The following is a 23,800-nucleotide window of genomic DNA, read 5'->3' on the forward strand; positions in this document are numbered from 1 at the left end:
AAAAATTTAAATAGTTAAAAATTAAATAATAAAAAATATGTTAAAAAAAATAAAAAAAATAGATGAATAAAAATAAAAAAATAGTTATAAAATAAAAAGAATACAATAATAAAAAATTTAAATATTCGAAAAAAATAAAAAGAAACAAATTATGATAAAAAAATAAAATTAAGTTTAAAAAAAAATGTTAAATAATGTAATAAATAAAAAAATTAAAAAAGATTATTAAAAAAAATTAAAAAAAAATAGTATTAAAACTTAAGTTTTTTAAAGAAAAACGATAATAAAAATGAGTTATCGTTTTGTCGATAATTACCACCCTCCCGGACTCCTATAAAGGAGTCCTTTATTTTTTAAAATAAATTTTTAATAATTTTGCTATAGGAAGTTATATAAAAAAAATTAAAAATATTAAATTATATATATTAAATTATTTATAAAAAATATTTAATAATTTAGATAAAAAACATAAGAATGGTTAATAAAAAAAATTAAAGTTAAAAATACTTGCAATTTCAAATATATTGAAAGTATTTTTATAGTAACAAAATATAGTTAATAATTTAAAAAAATTAATTAAATTAAGATGTTAAAATTAACAACCTCTTTTTAAAGGCTGAAATCTTGCATTTGGACTCAAATATAGATCTGATAAAATATTGTTTTTATAATATTCTAAAGCTAATCCTGCTATCATAGCACCATTATCAGTACATAAAGATAATTCAGGGAAAATAATATTAATATTATTTAATTTAGAAAGGTTATAAAGTTCTTTCCTAATTTGGGAATTTGCTGAAGCACCACCTGCTACAACAATACTTTTATATTTCGAAGAATATAAAGATAAAGCTTGATTTAATTTAAAACTGATTATTTTTGCAATAGTATATTGAAAAGAGCTTAAAATATCAAATAAATTTTCATTTATTTTTAAAATATTTTTTTTCTTTAAATATTCTTGATGAACAAAATAGTCTTTATTAAAGGTTTTTAAAAGTTCTTTTGGTTTATTTAAATCTAAATTTGGTTTATTGTCTTTGCTATAATTTTTAAATTCAAAATTAAGATTATTATTAATATTGGCTGATATATATTTTTCTCTAAAATAAATAACAGCTGTTTTTAATCCAGAAAATGAAAAATTTAACTTATGTTTCTCTTCATGAGAAGTTATTGGGAAAACATAGCTTGTGGGATTGCCATATATTGATAATTTATCAATAATAGGTCCACCTGGATAACCGAGCTCAAAATGCTTGGCTATTTTGTCAAAAGCTTCCCCCACAGAATCATCGTAAGTTTTTCCAATTATCTCGAATTCTAGAAAATTATCCATTTTTAATATTGCAGTATGGCCCCCAGAAATTAATAATGCTAAAATAGGAAAATCTATTTTTTTTGAAAAATTTACTGCATAAATATGAGCAAGTAGATGATTGACTCCAATTAGAGGTTTTTTTAATCTAAAAGCAAGACCTTTAGCAAAATTGACACCAACAACTAAAGAACCTATTAAACCAGGAAAAGCAGATACAGAAATCAGATCTATATCTTTTTCTTCTATTTTAGCTTCGTTTAATGCAATTTTATAAGTTTTATCAATGTTATTAAGATGTTCTCTTGATGCAATTTCAGGAACAACTCCACTGAATAAATTGTGTGATTGGTATTGCGAAAAAGTTATATTTGAAAGAATAATTTTTCCATCTTTTACAAATGAAATTGAAGTATCATCACAACTTGTTTCTATCCCACATATTATCATAAAAAAAATATACAGAAAAAAATAAAAAAATAAAGCTACCCTTATATTTTATATAGGGTAGCTTTAATCAATTTTATAATAATAATAAAATAATGATTTAAAAACACTTAATTTTCTTTAATAATAACTTAAGTTTAATTAATATTTTAATTTTACATTTTTATTTATATTTTTAAATTTATATTTTTACCTAAATCTTTGTCAAATTCATTAATAGGTGGTTCATTAGCTAAAGATTGTTTTGCTATTTCATTTTGAACTCTAACGGTGTCTAACATTTTTTTGAGAAAAAAAACGGTTGAATTTAGTATAGTAGCTGGTTTATATTCTATATTATTTATTATATTTGTTGTCATAAGATTACCTCCTTGTAAATATTCCTCTCCTTTTCCTCCTCCCAAATTATTATTTTATTTTCAATTTAATTATCGACATATTCAAAAAATTATAATTAAAAAAATAAAAAAATTATAAATATATTTCTAATTTCTTGACAATGAAAAATATATATGATTATTTTATTTAAATATATTTTTTGGAGTTTGATATGATTTTTGAAAAAATACTTGATAAGACTTCTTCTATATTAAAAGGACATTTTTTGCTTACTTCTGGAAATCACTCTGAATACTACATTGAGAAAATTAGGCTTGTTAAAAATCCTATTTATTTAAACCAGATTGCGAAAATAATATCGAAAAGTTTGAAAAAAAGAATAAAAGAATTTGATACTATTGTTTCTCCTGCTTATGGTGCAATAGCTCTTGGATTTATGGTTGCTTTATATTTAAAAAAAGATTTTGTTTTTGCACAAAGAAAAGATGATATAATGACAATAAGGAGCGGATTTGGTAATTTATCAGGTAAAAAAGTTTATATTATAGAGGATATTATTACAACTGGCGGTTCAGTAAAAGAGGTGAAAGATTGTGTTGAAAAATTAGGGGGAACTGTTGTTGGAATTTATTGTATTGTTGATAGATCTGATGATGTAATAATTGATAATATTAGGCCAGAAGCTATTAAAAAAATCAAAATAGAAATTTATAAACCAGAAGATTGCCCTCTCTGTAAAAAAGGTATACCTTTAATAAAACCAGGTGCTTCTGATAAAAAAATATAATTTTTTTTATGATTTATTTTGCTAAAAATTAGTTTAAATTAATTAAAATAATAAATTTTAAAAGAGTAAAAAAATTTAATATAAAAAATAATTACTTTAATTAAGCAAATAGCATAAAACAATTATATAATAAAAATAGGGGAAATTATATAATAGAATATTTTATAAAGAAACATTAAATGATGAATTTTCATTATTTTTATTTAAATCTTTATTTAATTCCGGTTTATTAGCAATTGTTTCCCATGCTTCTTTAAGTTGGGATAATATTTTTACTACATTTTTTAAAATTTTTGGATCTTTTTTTATGTTTCCTTCTATACATTGCTTGATACTATAATCATAGAGTCTATATAAATTTGTTGCAATTTCTTTTCCTTTATCAAAATCTAAAGAAAGCATTAGTTCAGAAATAATTTCTTGAGCTTTTATAATATTATTATTAACGACATCGTACTTTTTTTCACCTTTTTCTAGAATGCTAATAGCATGTTCAAGAGAAGATATTGCTTTTTCGTAAAGCATAACTATAAGTTGGATTGGTGATGCTGTTTTTATTTTCATTTCAAGATAATTTTTTATGTTTCTATTTTCTGGCAATGAAATCCTCCTCTTCTGAAAATATGAAAGTTAGAAAATAGAGTAAAATAATTTTAATAATATTATCGGTGAAAAAAATGAAATTAATTATATATAATTTTATATCTAATATTAATTAACTTATTTATTCTTCGTTCAATTCCTCATATATTTTTTTAAGTATAAACTCAGTAGTATTTATTCTTTCTGCTATTAATTTTTTAGTAGAATCAAGAATAATATTGTTTTTAGCATTGTTATAATAATTTAAATATTCTTCATAAATTGTTTGAATTTTTTGTGCTTTATGCCAGAAAAAGGATCCTACAGAAAATCTTGCAAATCCAATAGCTCCAAGAGAGTCTATAATAATAGCATCATGAATCATTTTACCTTCTATAGATGATGGTCTATCTTCAGGGTCAGTGTTTAAAATAATATCTTTAATAATTAATATCTTTTCAACAGGATATCCAACTTCTGATAGGATTGCTTCAGCTCTTAATGCAGAATCTTGTTTAGAACTTTGCCCCAATATTATTTTATATAAAAAACTAGCGGCATGCAAAATCATATCATCATAAAAATCAGCTAATTTTTTTGCGTAAAAATAAACTCTAGAACAGTGATCATAACCATATGTTAATCTTCCAGATGTTAAATCTTTACAATATTGTTCAATTACTGATCTCATTAATTCTCCTTAAAATAATTTATGTGTCATTAAAAAATAAAATTTTAGATAAATTAAGAAATATAATAAAAGAAAATATTTTTTAATTTACTTTTGTTTTATAGCTTTTACAGGACAAACGGGCACACATTTAGCACATGAATTACATTTAGATTCAATTATTTTATATATTGGATCACCTTCTTCTATAGCATTTTCAGGACAAACAACAACACATGCATTACATCTCAAACATTCTTTGTCTATATAGTACATTTTCTCCCTCTCTAAGAATTCATAAAAATAGTAATTAATAAGCTTTTTATATAAATTAATATAAATTATAATTTTTACAACTAAATTTTAATATATGCATAATAAATTTTAAAATTCAGAGTAATTTAATATTTTTTCCTCACCATAAAAAGCCCTGTAAGCACCAAATGCAAGAGCTTCTAATTCATATTCTCCTGCAACTATTTCAATCCTATATTTATCTTTTAACCAATTTCTAATTTCATTAATTATATATTCAGAATGTGCAAGTCCTCCTGTAATAATTATAGCATCTGGAGCCATATCAACTGCAGGTAAAACACTACAGATGTTTTTTACTATTCTGTAAATCATTGCTTTTATAACAATATATATTTGTGGATCTTTTTCAATATTATCTATTAAGTATTTAACATCATCAGTATTAAAATATAATAGTAGCCCACCATTTTTATTAAAAAGATCATCAACTTTTTCTAGTGGGTAATTTGATTTCTTTAACCATTTTATGAATTGTTTTATTGGAAGATCTCCACAAGATGTAGGTGAAAATGGACCAGTTTGTCTTGATTCAGAAACATCTACTATTATTCCTTTTTTGATTGCATTAATAGATATTCCGCCCCCTAAGTGTGCAACTATAAAAGAGCATTCAAAAAAAGGTTTTGCTAATTTTTCTGCTATTTTTCTTCCACAAGCTCTTGAATTTAGTGTATGAGTTAAAGCTTGAAGTTTTATTTCTGGATGACCTGTTATTTTAGCAAAATCCCACATTTCATCAGTTGATATAGGATCAACAATAATAGCTTTTTTATTAATCTCTTTAGAGAAATCGTAAGCTATAAGAGCTCCTACTAATGATGCGTGGGCAGTTTGATAGTTTCCATTTTTTATATCATTTACCATATCTTCATTTATTTCATATATCCCTGCTTTTAATGGTTTTAATGGACCTCCTCTGCTTGAGATAATATCAATATCAGAAAGTTTATAACCTTTTGTTTCTATACTTTTCAAGATTGCACTTTTTCTAATTGGTACTTCTTCAGAGAAATTTTTACATAATTTTAACTCTTCAGGATCATGTTTAACATTTTCTTGAAAAAGTAAATTTTTATCATTGTAGATAGCTATTTTGGTTGAAGTTGAACCAGGATTTATTATTAAACTTTTCATTGAATCCCCCTAGAATTATACCTAATTTTGATATAACTATAAAATAAAAAAAATTAAATTCAATATATATAGAATTTTAAATTTTACAAAAATTATTTGAAAAAATAAAAATTTATTGAATATATATTATATGTTTTAATATAAAAAAAATTATAATGTATAAATAAAAAAATTTGATTATAACATGAAAATTAAAATTAAAATTATATTTTTATTTACTTTAATTTTCATATTCTTAAATATTAATCTCTTTTCTTATGAAAACAAAAATTTTAAAAGTATTTATTTCCTTTACAATGATTATTTGATGTTATTGTTTACTGAACCATATAAATATCCTTTTGGTGAGTCACTTTCAGAAATTGTTATTAATCAGTTAATTTCTAGAGCTAAAAAGAGCATAAGAATTATGATATTTGATATCGATAGTTCTAAAATAATAAAAAATCTTTTAAATAAAAAAAGTGAAAATATTGAGATAAAAATGGTAATTGATGAAAAAAACACACCTGAAACAATTAAAGATATTCTTATTCAAAAAAATTTTATAATTCCATATAAAAATTCTAAATACATGCATCATAAAATTATTATAATAGATGATGTTTATCTTATAACAGGATCAGCTAATTTTACAATTAATTGTCTATATTTTAATAATAATGACTTAATTATTTTTTCCAAAGAAAAACTTACTTTTTTGAAACAATATATTGAAAAAGTAAAAAAAGATAGAAATTATAAAATTAATTATGATAGGAATTTAAATGAAAACAATTTAAAATTAGAGATTAAAAAAATTATTGATTATTTTATTTGGTATTTTGATTTATTTCAGAATATTGAAACTCTTAAAAATAATTTATTTCAATATGAGAAAGAATTCTCAATAAATAGAAAAAAATTAAGAATATTTTTTACTAAATTTATATATAAAGATAAAAATAACAATTTTTATGAAGTCAATGATGTTATTAAAGAATATTTGCAAAATGTGTCAAATAGGATTGGATTTATTTATTCTACTTTTACAAATTTTGATATTGCTAATTTAATAATTGAAAGAGTAAAAAATCAAAAGATTTTGTTTTTTGGTATTATTGAGTCTTTGAATAGTGGGTCAAAATATTCCACATATAGCCTATTTGAAGAACAAAATATGAATATTTTCAAAGATAAAAATGAAGGAATTATGCATCATAAATTTATTGTTTTAGATAATAATTTATTAACAGGTTCTTATGCTATTGCTGACAGAACTAATAAAATATCATCTAAAAAATATAATGATGATTTGATGTTTGTTTTTCAAGATTCAATATTAGCGGATATCTACTTTAATTATATAAAATATTTGTTAGATAATTATTTTTAAATAATTAAAGTTGTTAATAAAAAATTAAATAAAAAAGTTAAGTATAAAAATATGGAAAGATAAAAAAATTTTATTTTATTAATTGATTATTTAAATAATTGAATCAAATTAAATAATAATATTAAATTAATTATGTAAGGAGAATTATCTGGAAAAAGAAAAATATAATTTTAATAGTTTTACTAAAATAGATTTTATTAATTATTGTGAAGAAAAGAAAAGTTTAATTCATAAACTTATAAAAATCCTCAATCTACTAGATGATAAGACCGAACCCGAAAAAATAAAAGAATATAACTTACTTTTGAATAATCTGTTTAATGAATTAAAAAGTTTAGATAATTTAATAATAAAAAATAGTGGAGAAGAAGTTTTTGATAAAGTTAATAAAGATATTATAAATGATATAAGTGAGCTTGTTAATTTAATAAAACAGAAAGAGTTTCTATTTGAATCTTATCTTTCTGATTTAAAAAATAAAATGAATTCATTGAAAAAAAGTATTAATTTAAACGATATAAAACCTCACTTTTATGATGAAAAAATATAAAAATTAACTTGCCTTTTTGCTCCTTATTTTTTTATATTTATATTGAAACATTAAAAATAAGAAATTTTTAAATATAATAAAAATTTAAAACTTAAAAGAGGTGTTAAATGTTTTCTAAAGAGGAATTAAAAAAAGAAAAAATAGAAAATGTTTTATCTGAAGATAATTCTAATGTTCAAATTGATGATATCAAAGAAGAACTTTTGGATGATAATAATAAAAAAGCTAGAAAAGAAAAAAAAGAAAAAGATAATAAAAATGAAAAGGAGATAAGAGATGAACTCAAAAGTTCCATTAATGATTCTGGTATTGAAGAGATTGTATTATTGAAACAATCTTTAGAGGAAAAAGATGAGATAATTGAAAATTTGAAGAATGAAATTGATAATTATAAAGATTCTTTAATGAGAATGAAAGCAGATTTTGATAATTTTAGAAAAAGATTGAATAAAGAAAAAGATGATTTTATAAAATATTATATAATTAAGATCATTGAAGATTTTTTACCAATAATTGATAATTTTCAGAGGGCTATTAATTCTTTTAATGGTGAAAAAGATGATCCTTTTTTTCAAGGTATTCTTATGATAGAGAAATCTATTGAAGAACTTTTGAGCAAAAAATATAACTGTGTAAGTTTTGGTGACCCAGGAGATCTATTTGATCCAACTTTACATGAAGCTATATCAATAATTGAAGATGAAAATGTTAATGGATTTTTGATAAAGGAAGTTTACCAAAAAGGTTATAAAATGGAAGATAAAATTATTAGAACAGCTAAAGTTTTAGTTGTCAAAGAGAAGAAAAAAGAACAAAAGAAAAGCTAGTTTAAAAGTTCAATTTATGCAAAAAAGACTAGAAATAAAAATGTAAGTATTATAAGGATAAAAAATAAATAAATAATAGTTTATAATACAAGAAGAATAAATTAAAATTAATTAAAAATAAAATTAAAAGTATAAATAAGTAATAAAAAAAATATTAAGGAGTATATATGGCTGGAAAAATTATAGGGATTGATTTAGGTACAACAAACTCTTGTGTAGCTGTAATGGAAGGTGGAGAGCCAGTAGTTATTATTAATGAACAAGGTATGAGAACTACTCCTTCTGTAGTTGGTTTTATGGACAATGGAGAAATTCTTGTTGGACAACCTGCAAAAAATCAAATGATAACAAATCCAGAAAACACTGTTTACTCAATTAAGAGGTTTATGGGTAGAAAATTTGGGGAAGTTACATCAGAAATTAAAACTGTTCCATATAAAGTAACAGAAGGTCCAAATGGGGATGTAAGAGTAAGTATTAAAGGAAAGCTTTATTCTCCACCAGAAATTTCAGCACAAATATTAATGAAGATGAAAAAAATAGCTGAGGCTTATTTAGGAGAAACAGTTGATAGAGCAGTTATTACTGTTCCAGCATATTTTAATGACTCTCAGAGACAAGCTACAAAAGATGCTGGTAAAATTGCAGGGTTAAATGTAGAAAGAATTATTAATGAACCAACAGCAGCAGCTTTAGCATATGGTCTAGATAAGAAAAACAATGAAGTAATAGCAGTTTATGACCTCGGTGGTGGTACTTTTGATATTTCTATTCTTGAAATAGGTGATGGTGTTTTTGAAGTTAAAGCAACAAATGGAGATACACATCTTGGAGGTGATGATTTTGACCAAAGAATAATGGATTGGTTGATTGATGAATTCAAAAAAGAAACAGGAATTGATCTTTCTAAAGATAAAATGGCTTTGCAGAGATTAAAAGAAGCTGCTGAAAAAGCTAAAAAAGAATTATCATCAACAATGGAAACAGATATTAATTTGCCATATATTACTGCAGATCAAAGTGGTCCAAAACATTTAAATAAAAAACTTACAAGAGCTAAATTTGAATCTTTAGTTGATGATTTAATTGAAAGAACAAGAATTCCTTGTGAAAATGCTTTAAGGGATGCTGGATTAACAGCAAGTCAAATAGATGAAGTAATACTTGTTGGAGGTTCCACAAGAATTCCTAAAGTACAAGATATGGTTAGAAAGATATTTGGTAAAGAACCACATAAAGGAATAAATCCAGATGAAGTTGTAGCTATTGGAGCTGCTATACAGGGTGGAGTATTAGCAGGAGAAGTTAAAGATATTTTATTGCTAGATGTAACACCTCTTTCTCTTGGAATAGAAACTTTAGGTGGTGTTTTTACAAAATTAATAGAGAGAAATACTACTATTCCAACAAAAAAATCTCAGATTTTTTCAACAGCTGAAGATAACCAAACTGCTGTTTCTATAAGGGTTTTCCAGGGTGAAAGACCAATGGCAAGAGATAATAAATTCTTAGGGCAATTTGATCTTATAGGTATACCTCCTGCTCCAAGAGGAGTTCCTCAGATAGAAGTTACATTTGACATAGATGCTAATGGTATACTACATGTATCTGCAAAAGATTTAGCAACTGGTAAAGAACAAAAGATCAGAATTGAGGCTAAATCTGGATTGACAGAACAAGAAATAGAAAGAATGGTAAAAGAAGCAGAAAGATTTAGAGAAGAAGATAAGAAAAAACAACAAATTGTTGAAGCTAGAAATGAAGCTGATTCAATGATCTATTCCATTCAAAAAATGTTAAGAGAAAATGCAGATAAAGTAAATCCAGATGAAAAAGCTAAAATTGAAAATGCTATAAATTATTTAAGAGATGTGATGAATAAGGATGATGTAAATGCAATTAGGAATGGAATAGAAAAATTAAAAGAAGCAAGCTATAGTTTTTCGGAAAGAATTTATAAAGAAGCAGCTTCCAGAGCTTCATCAAGTCAGAACCAATACTATTCTAGTTCTAGTAGTAATAGTAATAAAAATGAATCAAATAAGAAAGAAGATGTTGTTGATGCTGATTATGAAGTAGTTGATGATGAAAAAAATAAATAGTGTTAAAACAAAAATTTCTAACCTTAAAAAAATAGTAATAATAAATAATTTTAGTCTTATTTAATTAATTTTTAATAATTTAAAAAGTAAAGGTTTAAGGGAGTATAACCTTAAACCTTTATTTTCTTATTATATTTTTATTAAAATTCTTTTTAATCTTTATTTAAGAGGAAATTTTTTTATGTTTTTAATATATAAAAAAATAGATCGAAATTTTTAATTCTTAAGGGAAATATATGGCAGGAAGTAAAGATTATTATGAAATATTAGGTGTCCCAAGAAATGCTACTAAAGAAGAAATAAAAAAAGCATATAAAAAACTTGCAATGCAATACCATCCAGATAGGAATCCAGGCAATAAAGAAGCTGAGGAAAAGTTTAAAGAAATTACACAAGCTTATGAGGTACTATCAAATGATGAAAAAAGACAAATTTATGATAGATATGGAGTTGAAGGTTTAAGTTCCGCAGGATTTAACCCTTTTAGTCAAGGAGGATTTAGTTCTGATGCTTTTGAGGATATTTTTTCAGATTTTTCAGATATATTTGATTCATTTTTTGGAGGTTCTTCAAGTAGAGGAAGAAGAAAGAGACAGGTAAAGGGAGAAGATATTTTTTATAAATATGAAATTGATCTTGAAGATGTAGTAAATGGTAAAGATGTAGAAATTGAGATTTATAAAAATGATGTTTGCCCAGAATGTAATGGGTCTGGTGTTGAAAGAGGATATTCTATGTCAACATGTCCTCAGTGTAATGGTAGTGGAGAATTTATTACAAGACAAGGATTTTTTAGTATTTCAACTACATGTGCAAGGTGTAAAGGAACAGGTAAAATTAATACTCATCCGTGCCAAAGATGCCGTGGGAATGGTGTTATTAAGAAACCTAAAAAAGTTAAAGTAAAAATACCTGCAGGAATAGATAATGAGACTAAGTTAAAAATATCTGGAGAAGGAGAATATCCAGTAGGAGGTGGAATTCCTGGGGACTTATATATCGTTATTTTTATTAGAAAAAATAAAAGATTTACAAGAAAAGGGGCTGATTTGATTTGTAAACTCTTTATATCTTATACTCAAGCGATATTTGGAGATGAAATAATGCTTGAAACTATAGATAAAAAGCATATTAGATTAAAGATTCCTCCCTTTACAACAGATGGTACAACTTTAAGAGTAAAAGGTGAAGGGATTTATGATATTCACGAAGGAAGAAGAGGTGATCTTTTTGTTAAGGTGATGATTAAAGTTCCTAAAGCTTTATCTAGTGAAGAAAGAAGAATACTTGAAATGTATAAAAGTATAGAGAAGAAACAGGAATATTATATTCCAGAAGCATATGAAGATTAGGAGATAAAGTTTATGAGATTATCAAAAAGAAATTATGATGAATTAAGAAAGATTGAGATTGTTCCTGATTATATTAAGAATTCTTTTGGATCTTGCCTTGTATCTTATGGAGATACTAAAGTCATTGTAACAGCAATGTTTGAAAATAATGTTCCAGATTTTGCTAAAAATAAAAATATGGGTTGGTTAACCTGTAGTTATGCTATGATTCCTGGTTCGACTTTGATTAGGAAAGCAAGAGAATATAACAAAATTGATTCAAGATCAATTGAAATTCAAAGATTTATAGGGAGAGCTCTAAGAGGAGTAGTTGATTTAACTAAATTTCCAGGTTATACATTGTTTATAGATGCAGATGTTATAAATGCTGATGGTGGTACAAGATGTGCTTCTATAACTGGTGGTTTTATTGCTTCATTTATCGCATTAAAAAAAGCATTAAAGAATAACTTGGTAAATGAATTCCCAATAAAAGCTTATGTAGCAGCTGTTTCTGTTGGAATTGTTAATAATGAAATTCTTGTTGATTTAGATTTCAATGAAGATTCAAGTGCAATGTGTGATATTAATGTTGTTGCAAATGATAAAAAAGAAATTATTGATATTGAAGCTTCAGGTGAAGGATATTCTTTTAGCAGAGATAAATTTGATAAAATGCTTGATTTGGCATTAAATTCTTTAGATGATATTTTTTCAATTCAAAGAATGGTTCTTCAAAATTATTAATAAAAAAATAATGTAATTTTTTTGATTATTAATTAATTCATAAAAGTTAATATTTCTTTCTTAATTTTTTAATATTAATTATTTAGTTTAAAATATTTGTAAACTTTTTATCTATTTTTTTTAACATTAACTTTTTTGCAGTATTTTATAATAGGGCATATAGAACACTTTGGGGATATTGGAGTACAAATAATTTTGCCAAATGTAACAAGCAATCTATTGTATACTTCGTAATATTTTAACGGTAAAATTTTTCTTAATTTCATTTCTGTTTCTGTTGGATTTTTAGTCTTTATTATTCCGAGCCTGTTAGATATTCTATGTACATGTGTATCAACACATAAACCATCTTTACCAAAAGCTAAAGCTAAAACAAGGTTTGCAGTTTTTCTTCCTACACCTGGTAAAGATAAAAGGTCTTCAAGATTATTTGGTACATTTCCTTTATAATTATTTATAATTATTTCACTTAAACTAATTAAATTTTTAGCTTTAACTTTATAGAATCCTACCGGATAAATTAATTTTTCCAATTCCTCAGGATTTTTTTTATAATTCAAAATATCATTGAAAGTTTTAATAGTATTAAAAAGTTTTTCTGAGACTTTGAGAGTTGTTTCATCTTTTGTTCTTGCTGATAGAATTGTAGAAATTAATATGTGAAATGGAGTGTTTAATTTTTCTTTAATTGTACTAACAGAAGGCATTTCATATTTATTTAATTTTTTTTCTAATATTGGGATGATAGTATCAAAAAAGGACTCAAATTTTTTTTGAATTCTATTCTCTTTTATATTGTATTTAATATTTTTCATTATTTCCCCTGATCAAAGTTTTAATATTATTAGTTTAATATTTTTTAATTTAAAATAATATAAAATAAAATTAAATAATTTTCTTGATTTTTATTAAAAATTTTTTTATATTTAGGTTGACAATATAAACCAATAAAAAAGTTGATAATAAAATAAAAATAATTTTTGGGGAGGAATATGAAAACATTTGTTATTGTTGGAGGTGTAGCTGGTGGAGCTACGGCTGCTGCGAGATTAAGAAGACTTGATGAGACTATAAATATTATAATAATAGAAAGAGAAAATTATATATCTTATGCTAATTGTGGACTTCCTTACTATATAGGGGAAACTATAAAAGAATGGGATAATTTGTTTGTACAAAATAAAGAGTCATTTGGAAAAAGGTTTAATATTGATGTTAAAATTAATCATGAAGCAATGTTTATTGATAGGGAAAATAAAATTATTAAAGTAAAAGATTTAAAAAATAATAAGATATTTGATTTGAGATATGATAAACTTTTACTTTCGCCTGGTGCAGAACCATTAAAACCAAATATTCCTGGTATTGAAAATAAAAATATTTTTACTTTAAGAAATCCTTTAGATACATTATCAATAAAAAACTTTATTAAAAGTAAAAATGTTAAAAAGGCTCTGATTGTTGGAGCTGGTTTTATAGGTTTAGAAGTTGCAGAAAATTTGTACAATTTAGGCATTAAAGTATCAATTGTAGAACTTTCTCCACAAGTAATGCCAGCAATAGATTTTGATGTAGCAATAGAATTACATCAACATTTAAAAAGTAAAGGAGTAGAATTTTATTTAAATGATCAAGTGATTGGTTTTGAATCTAAAGAATCAATTATAGGAGCTAAATTATTAAGTGGTAGAAAAATATATTCCGATATGGTAGTTTTATCAATAGGTGTTAAACCAGAAAATAAACTTGCAAAAGATGCATCTTTAGCTTTAGGAAAAAAAGGAGGAATTCTTGTTAATGAATTTTTACAAACATCGGATCCTGACATTTATGCTGTTGGGGATGTTATTGAAGGTTACAATTATTTGCTAGAAAAGAATACAGTTATACCATTAGCTGGGCCTGCAAATAAACAAGCAAGAATAGCTGCAGAAAATATGCTTTATGGCAATAATAGAAAATATAAAGGTTCAATAGGAGTTTCTATAGCAAAAGTATTTGATTTAACAGTTGCTACTGCAGGATTGACAGAAAAAATATGTAAAACAGAAAATATATCTTATGAAAAAGTCTTAATTCATTCTTCTTCTCATGCAGGCTATTATCCAGGAGCTTTACCTTTAACACTAAAATTAATATTTAAGAAAGAAAATGGAAAAATATTAGGTGCCCAGCTTGTTGGTTACGATGGAGTTGATAAAAGAATAGATGTAATTTCTGCGATGATTCAAAAAGAAGGAACTATATTTGATCTTGTTGAATTTGAACATGCTTATGCACCTCCTTATTCTTCAGCAAAAGATCCGATAAATATTGCTGGTTATATTGCTGAAAATATTTTTAATAATAATTTAAAAATGATATATATAGAAGATTTTATAAAGCTTGATAGGAAAGAAATTTTTTTAATTGATGTTAGAACAAAAGAAGAATTTGACATAGGAACTATCGAGGGGGCTATTAATATTCCTGTGGATGATTTAAGAAATTGTTTAAATCAAGTTCCCAAGGACAAAAAAATTATACTTTTTTGTGGGGTTGGATTAAGAGGTTATATTGCATACAGGATACTAATCAAGCATGGTTATAGTGAGGTTTTTAATCTTATGGGTGGTTATAAAACTTATCAATATTTTATTCAAAAACAATCAAATGAAGATATCTTTGAAAATGATTTTATAGGTATTGATGATAATATATATCAATTGGATAAAAGTAAATTTTTAAAAGATTTAAAAAATTATCCTATTTATGATGAAAAAAATGAAAGTTTTAATATAAATAAAGATGAATTTAATGTTATTGCTGAGATTGATGCTTGTGGGTTAAATTGTCCTGGACCCATTCTAAAATTAAAAAAGGAATTTAGTAAAATTGAGAATAATGGAGTTGTTTTAATAAAAGCTACCGATCCAGGTTTTAAAAAAGATATTTTTGCTTGGGCAAAACTTTCTGGAAATACTATTTTAGATATTAAGGAAAATAAAGGTGTAATTTATGCAAAAATAATGAAAGGTAATTATAAATCTATTAAAAAAGATAAAGAGAGCAATATAGATTATTCAAATGTTGACAATTCTAATGATTTTAAAAAAATTGAAAATAAAAATAAAGTTATAGAAGAAAATATAGTTATTAAAAATGATTCTGCAACAATTATTGTATTTTCAAATGATATGGATAAAGTACTTGCTTCCTTTGTTTTAGCTTTAGGTGCTATTTCAGCAGGTAAAAAAGTTACAATGTTTTTTACTTTCTGGGGGCTTACAGTAATTAGGAAAAAAAATAAAATAAAAACTAAAAAAGATTTTATGTCAAAAATGTTTGCAAAAAAGCTTCCTTCTAATTTAAATAAGTTGAAGCTTTCTAAAATGAATTTATTTGGATTAGGTCCTTTGTTTATGAAAATAAGAATGAAGCAGAAAAATGTTGATTTTATAGATAATATGATGAAAGAAGCTTTGGAAAATGGAGTAAATATTGTTGCTTGCCAGATGTCAATGGATGTTATGGGAATTAGCAAAGAAGAGTTGCTAGATGATGTTGAAATAGGAGGTGTAGCAACTTATATGGAGAAAGCATCAGAAAGCAATATAAATTTATTTATTTAAATTTTACTTTTATCTTTTTTTGATTTTATTATTATTTATCGAGCTAAATAAAAAGAGGGGGGGTTAAACTATTTGAAATTTTAACCCCCCTTTAATAATTTGAATTTTGAAGATAGTTATATATTATTTATAATTTTTTATAAATAATCTTATTAAATCTTTGGAAATATAAAATTTTTCACTGTTCCAAACATTTATAAGTTTAACAGTTATAACTTTATCATTGAAAATAGCATAATTTTTATTAGCTGGTATTTTTAATGTATTTTTTCCATCAGAAACAATAGCAACTGGATTTTCTGAATCAGTTTTATCTACTGAATAATTTAATTTATTCTCTGTAAAAACTTTTTCTGCATCTTGAAAATGTTCAATTGTTAAATTTACAAGATTCACATTGAATATTTTTGCCATATAGTTCCCTATATCTTTGTTTTGAACTACCCCAGTAAGTCTAATATTTGTAGGATGATAAATTGCTAAAAATACATCTTCACCGACATGACCATTTGTAGTCCAACCAATAAAAGCTCTATTACTTATCATAGGTCCAATTATATAGTTAAATCTTCCACCTTTTTTGGGGTCTTCTTTTTTATCTTTTAAATATTTAATAATTGTTTCTATTTCTGATTGTGTAAGATCTTTTATTCCATAATTATTAGCAATGATTTCTCTTATTTGTTGTTCTGTCATATCTGCATTTAAAATTTTTTCAAGACCTTCCCCTGTTAATTTTGCATTTTTTATAATATTTAAAAAATCTTCAACTGTTTTCTTATCATAATTACCGCTTGTGTCTTTGTTACCTATAGAAAAACCACCAGTTGAATGATCAGAAACAACTATAACTACAGTATCTTTGTTTTTCTTTGCATATTCTATTGCAACTTTTACTGCTTCATTGAAAGCTAAAACATCCGAAATAACTCCAATTGGATCATTAGCATGATTTGCCCAGTCAATTTTACTACCTTCTACCATTAAGAAAAATCCATTTTTATTTTTTGATAAAATTTCAATTGCTTTTTTTGTCATTTCTGCTAAAGATGGTTCAACTTCTGCATTTCTATCAAAATCATATGCTAAAGCGTCATCTGCAAAAAGCCCCAATATTTTATTTTCTTTGGCATTTAAAAGTTCATTTTTAGTTTTAACGATTTTGTATCCTAATTTGAAAGCTTCTTCAATAAGGTTTTCTTTATCCTTTCTATTTATGAAGTATTTATATCCTCCTCCAAGCATAACATCAACATTGTTATAGAGCATCTGCTCTCCTAAAATTTCATATTTCCCTCTATCTGGATAATGAGCTGCAAATACAGCAGGAGTTGCATGTTGAATGTTACTAGTAGCTACAAGACCTGTTGATTTGCCAATTATTTTTGCTGCTTCGAGAATAGTTGCAATTGGAGCCTTTTTTTCATTATCTTTTATAGGTGTTTCTCCTGGCATATTAGCAACATCTGGTAAGACAGAGATATAACCTGTTGTTGATTTAAAACCTGTAGCATAAGCAGTGCCAGCTGGAGCAGAATCTGCAATTGGTGCATCTGCTGAATATGTTTTTACAAGTCCACAAATATATTCATCCCATGATAGGTTTTGACCATTTAAATAAAGTCTCACAAAAGTATTATTACTAACAGAAAACCCATCTGGAATTAGAATAATAATATTTTTAACAGCAGGGGTAGAATTAGATGATAACAAGAAGAGAGATAAAATAAAAAGAAGACCAAAAATAAAGGTAAACTTTTTTCTGTTTCTTAAAAAAATAGTTTTCATAAAAACTCCTTATGTTTTTATTAATTTCTAATTTATATAAAAATATTTATTTAAAATTAAAATTATGTTAAAATAAAATAAATAAATTTTTACTTTATAAAAAATTTAATTATAAAAATTAATAAAAAAATTAATTAAATTAGTTTATATTAATATATAAAAAATATAAAAGATATAGATAATTTAATTTTTATTATTAAAATTAGTTTATATTTGTAATTTATTTTAATTTTATATTTTAGCTAATATTCTTGACATTGAAAATTAATTTAATATATTTAATTTAATAAAAAATAATTGGAGAAAAAAATGAACTACTCAAAGAGAGCACATTTAATGCCCCCTTCTCCAATTAGAAAATTAGTTCCCTATGCAGATAAAGCTAAAGAGAAGGGGATTAAAATATATCATTTAAATATAGGACAACCAGATATAGAAACACCAAAGGTTATATTTGATGCTATTCATAATTTTAAAGAAAAAGTTTTAGAATATGGCCCATCACAAGGATTTTTAAGCTTAAGAAAAGCTATGGTTAATTATTTTTCAAGGTATAATATAAATCTAACCCCCGATGATATATGTATAACTACTGGTGGTTCTGAAGCAATACTTTTTGCACTAAATGTAGTTTGTGATATAAATGATGAGGTTATTGTTTTTGAACCATTTTATGCTAATTACGCAGGTTATGCTGCAATGTCTGAGATTAAATTAGTGCCTGTAACTTTAAAAGCTGAGAATGGTTTTCATATTGATGATTTTAATAAAATTAAAGAAAAAATTTCCCCTAAAACTAAAGCTATTTTAATTGGGTCTCCAAATAATCCCACAGGGACAGTATTAACAAAAGAGGAGATCTTAGAAATATATGAAATAGCTAAAGAGTTTGATTTATATATTATTTCTGATGAAGTATATAAAGAATTTATATATATTGATAAACCACATTTTTCTGCTTTAGAACTTCCTGATCAAAATAGAGTAATAGTAATAGATTCTATTTCAAAGAGATTTTCGGCATGTGGTGCAAGAATTGGGGCATTAATTTCAAAAAATAAAGAATTAATGTCGTATGTTTTAAAATTTGCAATGGCAAGACTTTGTCCACCAACAATTGAAGAAGTTGCTGCTGAAGCAGCTTATAATTTACCTTCAGATTATTTTGAACCTATAAAAAAGGAATATCAGAGAAGAAGAGATATCTGTTATAATATACTTAAGAGCAATAAAAATATAATTTTACAACAACCAGAAGGAGCTTTTTATTTAATAGCAAAACTTCCTATAAAGAATTGTGATCTTTTTGCAAGATGGTTGTTATCTGATTTTCAAATTAATAATAAAACAACAATGGTTGCTCCAGCTTCTGGATTTTATATTACTGAAGGTAAAGGGGTGGATGAAATTAGAATAGCTTATGTATTGAAAGAAGAAGATTTAAAAGAAGCTATGGAAATATTAATTAAAGGTCTTGATCAGTATACAAAATTAGAGGATAATTTATTAAAGGAAATAATCTAATTATTTCAATAATTTTGAAGCTGGGGAATTTATGAAAAATATTTTACTTGAAGATATTATAATAGTTAATCCTGAAGAAGTAAAAAAGAGAAAAAATATTATTATAAATGAAAATAGACTTAAAATAGTTGATGATATTTCCGACAAAAAGAATTTTAATATTATTAATTGTGAAAATAAAATAGCTTTTCCATGTTTACCAATTTTCAAAACAACCATTTTAGATGTTTTTTCTTATAAATATTTAAATAGAGTTGATTTAAAAAATTTTACAAGTAAAGAAAACTTTGAAAAATTCCCATTTAATATTATCGAAATAACTTCAGAAGCAATTGCAAAGAAGATTATATATTCAGGCTCAAATATGCTTATTTATTCACATGTAGCTTATCAAATGGTCAAGAATTCTCTTTTAACAATATCGAGTTTTTTATATAATGAAGAAAAAATTAAATCCTCTCTTTCTTATTTTATTAATAATTTTGAGCCTGAACAGGAGATTTTATCAGAAAAAGAAAACAAAGATTTTGAAGATTATGTAAGATCAAGGAAGGAATATTTTAGAAAATATCATAGAGCTTTTATTATAGATGATAAAATAAAAGAGGAAAAGATTTCTACTGAGCATTTAAATCATTTTTATATTAAAAAAGGATTTTTAAATTTAGCAAAGAAACTAGTTGATAATTTAAATGAAAATTCATATTTTATAATTCAATTTGAAGACTATAATGACATTTTTTTGTGGGAAAAAAAGTGGAACCAATTTATTGTTATTGAAGAGGAATGGTTAAAAGAAAAAAAAGTAAGTGAATATGTAATATCTACTGTAAAAAAAGAATTAGATTATAATTTTATATTGTTTTTAGGAAATGGGGTTTATAATCTGTATAAAAGTTTTTCAAATATTATAAAATATTCTGAAAATTCTGAAATAATTTACTTTATAAAAAATCAACTTTTTGTTTTGTCAAAAGTTGCTTCTCTTTTTACTTTGGAAAAATTTGGTAAAATTGAGGATTATTATTATGCAGATTTTATGATAATTGATAAATTCAAATATAATATTGATTCTTTTGATGATTTTATTGATTTTTTATTTGTAATTTATTTTGATTTATTGAGACCAGAATTATTAATAATTGATGGTAAAGTTAAAAAATTATAATTAATTAAAATAAACATATTGACAAAAAAAAATTTAGTGGTAAATATTTGACTGTTATGGGGGTGTAGCGAAGATGGTTATCGCGCAGGTCTGTCACACCTGAGATCGCGGGTTCGATTCCCGTCACTCCCGATAAAATTTTTTTATAGGGCCCTTAGCTCAATCGGTTAGAGCAACTGACTCATAATCAGTGGGTTCTAGGTTCAAGTCCTGGAGGGCCCAATTTATCAAGAAAAATTCTAAAAAGTCATATAAAAAATTTTAATATTTTATAATAAAAATATCAAAAGATAGAATTTTTATAAAATTTAAATTCTATTTTCTTAAATATTTTAAAATTAAATTTTTTTTTGTAGTAATGTTTATATATATACTATGCATTTTTTTAAGTTCTTTTTGAAAGATTATTGAATTAAAAATATTTTAAATTACAATAAAATAGATAATTTATTTAAATTTAGAAAAATCTCTTAAATAATTATAAATTTTTTTAATTAAAATTAAAATATAAATATCAAATAATAAAGATATTTAATAAAGGGGGTATCATGAAAAAATTATGGTTAAACAAATTTATTAAAATAATATTTTTAATAATTTTGATTTTCAATTTAGTTTTATTTTCTTGCTCAAAAAATAAAGATACATTAATTGTAGGAATGGAGTTATCTTATCCGCCATTTGAGATGACTGATGAAAATGGGAATCCTACTGGAATTTCTGTCGATCTTGCAAATGAATTTGGAAAATATATAAAGAAAAAAATAAAAATTCAAAATATACCTTTTGATGGTTTAATTCCTTCTTTACAAACAGGTAAAATTGATCTTATTATTTCTTCTATGACAATAACAGAAGAAAGAGCTAAAGTTGTTGATTTCTCGATCCCATATTCAAAAGCTTATCTTGCTATTCTTGCTAATAAAAATTCAAATATAAATTCAATTGAAGATTTAAATAAAAAAGGGAAAGTAGTTGCAGTAAAAAAAGGAACTACTGGACATCTCTATGCTCAAAAATATTTAACAAATGCTACAATAAATGTATTTGATAAAGAAAGTTCTGCTGTTATTGAAGTTGTTCAGGGTAAAGCAGATGGTTTTATATATGATCAATTGAGTATTTTTAGAAACTGGTTAAATAATAAAGAAACAACTATACCAATCTTGAAGCCTTTCCAAAAAGATTTTGAATATTGGGGGATAGTAGTAAAAAAGGGTAATAAAGAGCTTCTTCAAAAAATTAATGATTTTTTAATATGGTTTAAAAAAGAGAATGGGTTTGAAAGACTTGCTGAAAAATATTTAAAAGAAGAAAAGGAATATTTTGATGCCCTTGGTTTGGAGTTCTTTTTTTCACCTTCAAGTAAATGATTAATTGCATATAATAATATTTAAATAATAATAGAATTATAAATGTTATTTATAAATTAAAATGTTAAATAAAGTTAAAATAATAAATTTTTTAAAAATAATTTTCTTAGATAATATCGAAATTAAAGATAAGAAGTTAAATTTTATAAAAAAAGTTTTTAATATTGCAATTATTTTTTTAATTATTTTTTTTATTTTTAACTATTCTTTTTCAAATTTAAAATTTAGTTTTAATTGGGAAAACATATATAAATATAGAAATAAATTTATAATTGGTTTTGCAAATACTATAATTATTTCATTTTCTTCTTTGATATTGTCAATATTAATAGGATTTTTTTCAGCTATAGCCCAAATATCGAATATCACAATGATAAAATATATTTCAAAAGGATATGTAACAATAATAAGAGGAACACCTCTATTGGTTCAAATTTTAGTTTTTTTTTATATTATAGCAGATGCTTTTGGTATTCAAAATAGATATGTAGCAGGAGTTATTATTCTTTCAATGTTTTCGGGAGCCTATATTACTGAGATAATTAGAGGCGGGATAATTTCTATTAGCAATTCACAAAAAGAGACTATGAAAGCTTTAGGTTTTACTGAATACCAAAAATATAGATATATAATTATTCCACAAATTTTTAAAATTATTCTCCCTGCTCTTATTGGCCAATTAGCTTCACTTATTAAAGATTCTTCATTATTATCTATAATATCTATTTCAGAGTTTACTTTGAATGCTCAAGAAATTAATGCTTTTACTTTTTCTACTTTTGAAGCTTATATTCCTTTAGCTATTGGTTATTTTATTTTAACTTATATTATTAATATATTTGGTAAATTTATTGAAAAAAAATACAGTTTTGAACATTAAAGGTAAATATATTAAATAAAATAAGGTTATAATTAATATTGAAAAAATTTTAATAAAAATTAGAGAAAAATAAAAAATTAGATTAAAAATAATTATTAATAATTGCAATAAAAAAAATATCAATTTAAAAGAAATTAAAATATAAAAAATAATAAAAATAGTAAAAATTTATTATAATTTTATTTTAAATTAATTTTATGCAACTTAAGATATCAAATTTAAAAAAATGCTTTGATGGAAAAGTTGTTCTTGAAAATATAAATTTAGAACTATTAAATTTTAATTCAATAGCAATTATTGGTCCTTCTGGCAGTGGTAAATCAACATTAATAAGAATTATTGGTGGTCTTTTAAAGCCTTCATCAGGTAATATATATGTTAATAATAGTTTAGTTATTTGGGAAGAAAAATATTTGATTAATTATAGAAAGAAAATTGGTTTTGTTTTTCAAAATTATAATCTTTTTCCTCATTTAACAGCATTTAAAAATGTTTTATTACCTCTTATTAAAGTTCATAATATTGATAATGAAGAAGCTTATAGTATTACAGAAAATTTGTTCAAAAGATTTGGGCTTTTACAACATAAAGATAAATTACCAATTATGTTATCTGGAGGTCAACAACAAAGGATTGCTATTATAAGAGCTATTGCTATAAACCCTGAATTTATTATATTAGATGAGCCTACCTCTGCTTTGGATCCGGAATATACTTCTGAAGTGCTTGATCTTATAAATGAATTAAAAAATGAAAATAAAAAGTTCATAATAGTTACTCATGAAATTGGTTTTGCAAAGAAAGTATCAGATTATATGATATTTTTGAATAGTGGAAAAATTGAAGAATTAAATAGATCAAAAGAATTTTTTGAAAACCCATATTCTGATAATTTGAAAAAGTTTTTAGAAAAAGTTTTAAAATATTAA

Annotated in this window: 21 protein-coding genes and 2 tRNA genes; 15 read left to right on the forward strand and 8 right to left on the reverse strand. The window is 24.0% G+C overall.

The features are described from left to right. Nucleotides 1-595: 595 nt before the first annotated feature. Both N3A58_01405 and N3A58_01410 read right to left on the reverse strand, forming a co-directional pair. The gene (locus tag N3A58_01405; protein MCX8058056.1) at nucleotides 596-1,768 is read right to left on the reverse strand and encodes a tRNA (adenosine(37)-N6)-threonylcarbamoyltransferase complex transferase subunit TsaD; all 1,173 of its coding nucleotides are present in this window, start codon (nucleotides 1,766-1,768) and stop codon (nucleotides 596-598) included. Nucleotides 1,769-1,932: 164 nt separating this feature from the next. Continuing rightward, nucleotides 1,933-2,124, reverse strand: a complete 192-nt coding sequence (locus tag N3A58_01410; GenBank protein ID MCX8058057.1) for a hypothetical protein — start codon at nucleotides 2,122-2,124, stop codon at nucleotides 1,933-1,935. A 191-nt stretch (nucleotides 2,125-2,315) separates the two neighbouring features. On the opposite strand from N3A58_01410, the gene pyrE reads away from it, so the two are divergent. Beyond that, nucleotides 2,316-2,891 (forward strand): orotate phosphoribosyltransferase, encoded by a 576-nt coding sequence (gene pyrE / locus N3A58_01415; protein MCX8058058.1) that lies wholly within the window; start codon nucleotides 2,316-2,318, stop codon nucleotides 2,889-2,891. Nucleotides 2,892-3,053: 162 nt separating this feature from the next. Here pyrE and fliS read toward each other — a convergent pair whose 3' ends face one another. The 4 genes from fliS to buk form a co-directional block, all read right to left on the reverse strand. Next, nucleotides 3,054-3,491: a flagellar export chaperone FliS gene (gene fliS, locus N3A58_01420; protein ID MCX8058059.1), complete on the reverse strand. Its 438-nt coding sequence runs from the start codon at nucleotides 3,489-3,491 to the stop codon at nucleotides 3,054-3,056. A 124-nt stretch (nucleotides 3,492-3,615) separates the two neighbouring features. Further along, a complete protein-coding gene (locus N3A58_01425; protein ID MCX8058060.1) occupies nucleotides 3,616-4,164 on the reverse strand; it encodes a hypothetical protein in 549 nt (182 codons plus the stop codon). A gap of 87 nt (nucleotides 4,165-4,251) precedes the next feature. Continuing rightward, on the reverse strand, nucleotides 4,252-4,419 hold the full coding sequence (locus N3A58_01430; GenBank protein MCX8058061.1) for a 4Fe-4S binding protein: 168 nt from the start codon (nucleotides 4,417-4,419) through the stop codon (nucleotides 4,252-4,254). 108 nt (nucleotides 4,420-4,527) lie between these two features. Further along, nucleotides 4,528-5,595 carry a butyrate kinase gene (gene buk / locus N3A58_01435; protein ID MCX8058062.1) on the reverse strand — a complete coding sequence of 356 codons (1,068 nt, stop codon included), beginning with the start codon at nucleotides 5,593-5,595 and terminating at the stop codon, nucleotides 4,528-4,530. Between the two features lie 307 nt (nucleotides 5,596-5,902). On the opposite strand from buk, the gene N3A58_01440 reads away from it, so the two are divergent. The 6 genes from N3A58_01440 (at nucleotide 5,903) to rph (ending at nucleotide 12,527) form a co-directional block, all read left to right on the forward strand. Continuing rightward, entirely contained in the window at nucleotides 5,903-6,970 is a 1,068-nt protein-coding gene (locus tag N3A58_01440) for a phospholipase D-like domain-containing protein (GenBank protein ID MCX8058063.1), read from the forward strand. Between the two features lie 304 nt (nucleotides 6,971-7,274). Then, nucleotides 7,275-7,520 carry a hypothetical protein gene (locus N3A58_01445; protein MCX8058064.1) on the forward strand — a complete coding sequence of 82 codons (246 nt, stop codon included), beginning with the start codon at nucleotides 7,275-7,277 and terminating at the stop codon, nucleotides 7,518-7,520. 107 nt (nucleotides 7,521-7,627) lie between these two features. Beyond that, on the forward strand, nucleotides 7,628-8,347 hold the full coding sequence (locus tag N3A58_01450; protein ID MCX8058065.1) for a nucleotide exchange factor GrpE: 720 nt from the start codon (nucleotides 7,628-7,630) through the stop codon (nucleotides 8,345-8,347). Nucleotides 8,348-8,514: 167 nt separating this feature from the next. After that, nucleotides 8,515-10,449, forward strand: a complete 1,935-nt coding sequence (gene dnaK, locus N3A58_01455; GenBank protein MCX8058066.1) for a molecular chaperone DnaK — start codon at nucleotides 8,515-8,517, stop codon at nucleotides 10,447-10,449. Between the two features lie 236 nt (nucleotides 10,450-10,685). Further along, nucleotides 10,686-11,801, forward strand: a complete 1,116-nt coding sequence (dnaJ, locus tag N3A58_01460; protein ID MCX8058067.1) for a molecular chaperone DnaJ — start codon at nucleotides 10,686-10,688, stop codon at nucleotides 11,799-11,801. 12 nt (nucleotides 11,802-11,813) lie between these two features. Next, nucleotides 11,814-12,527 carry a ribonuclease PH gene (rph, locus tag N3A58_01465; GenBank protein MCX8058068.1) on the forward strand — a complete coding sequence of 238 codons (714 nt, stop codon included), beginning with the start codon at nucleotides 11,814-11,816 and terminating at the stop codon, nucleotides 12,525-12,527. Nucleotides 12,528-12,634: 107 nt separating this feature from the next. Here the strand turns inward: rph and N3A58_01470 are convergent, their stop codons facing one another. Next, nucleotides 12,635-13,342 carry an endonuclease III gene (locus N3A58_01470; GenBank protein MCX8058069.1) on the reverse strand — a complete coding sequence of 236 codons (708 nt, stop codon included), beginning with the start codon at nucleotides 13,340-13,342 and terminating at the stop codon, nucleotides 12,635-12,637. 177 nt (nucleotides 13,343-13,519) lie between these two features. Between N3A58_01470 and N3A58_01475 the strand changes: the two genes are divergently transcribed. Then, nucleotides 13,520-16,138, forward strand: a complete 2,619-nt coding sequence (locus N3A58_01475) for an FAD-dependent oxidoreductase (GenBank protein MCX8058070.1) — start codon at nucleotides 13,520-13,522, stop codon at nucleotides 16,136-16,138. Nucleotides 16,139-16,261: 123 nt separating this feature from the next. Here the strand turns inward: N3A58_01475 and N3A58_01480 are convergent, their stop codons facing one another. After that, complete coding sequence (locus N3A58_01480) at nucleotides 16,262-17,926, reverse strand: alkaline phosphatase (protein MCX8058071.1); 1,665 nt, start codon at nucleotides 17,924-17,926, stop codon at nucleotides 16,262-16,264. Nucleotides 17,927-18,235: 309 nt separating this feature from the next. Here N3A58_01480 and N3A58_01485 point away from each other — a divergent pair, with 309 nt between their 5' ends. The 7 genes from N3A58_01485 to N3A58_01515 all read left to right on the forward strand — a co-directional run bounded on the left by N3A58_01485 (nucleotide 18,236) and on the right by N3A58_01515 (nucleotide 23,800). Next, the gene (locus N3A58_01485; protein MCX8058072.1) at nucleotides 18,236-19,450 is read left to right on the forward strand and encodes a pyridoxal phosphate-dependent aminotransferase; all 1,215 of its coding nucleotides are present in this window, start codon (nucleotides 18,236-18,238) and stop codon (nucleotides 19,448-19,450) included. Between the two features lie 31 nt (nucleotides 19,451-19,481). Then, on the forward strand, nucleotides 19,482-20,618 hold the full coding sequence (locus tag N3A58_01490; protein ID MCX8058073.1) for a hypothetical protein: 1,137 nt from the start codon (nucleotides 19,482-19,484) through the stop codon (nucleotides 20,616-20,618). Between the two features lie 58 nt (nucleotides 20,619-20,676). Continuing rightward, nucleotides 20,677-20,750, forward strand: a tRNA-Asp gene (locus N3A58_01495). A gap of 16 nt (nucleotides 20,751-20,766) precedes the next feature. After that, nucleotides 20,767-20,840: transfer RNA gene (locus N3A58_01500), tRNA-Ile, on the forward strand. Nucleotides 20,841-21,202: 362 nt separating this feature from the next. Further along, nucleotides 21,203-21,991 (forward strand): transporter substrate-binding domain-containing protein, encoded by a 789-nt coding sequence (locus tag N3A58_01505; GenBank protein ID MCX8058074.1) that lies wholly within the window; start codon nucleotides 21,203-21,205, stop codon nucleotides 21,989-21,991. 61 nt (nucleotides 21,992-22,052) lie between these two features. Next, nucleotides 22,053-22,871, forward strand: a complete 819-nt coding sequence (locus N3A58_01510; GenBank protein ID MCX8058075.1) for an ABC transporter permease subunit — start codon at nucleotides 22,053-22,055, stop codon at nucleotides 22,869-22,871. 197 nt (nucleotides 22,872-23,068) lie between these two features. Further along, nucleotides 23,069-23,800, forward strand: a complete 732-nt coding sequence (locus N3A58_01515) for an ATP-binding cassette domain-containing protein (protein MCX8058076.1) — start codon at nucleotides 23,069-23,071, stop codon at nucleotides 23,798-23,800.

Source organism: Spirochaetota bacterium, assembly GCA_026415295.1.
In the GTDB taxonomy this organism is placed as follows: Bacteria; Spirochaetota; JAAYUW01; order JAAYUW01; family JAOAHJ01; genus JAOAHJ01.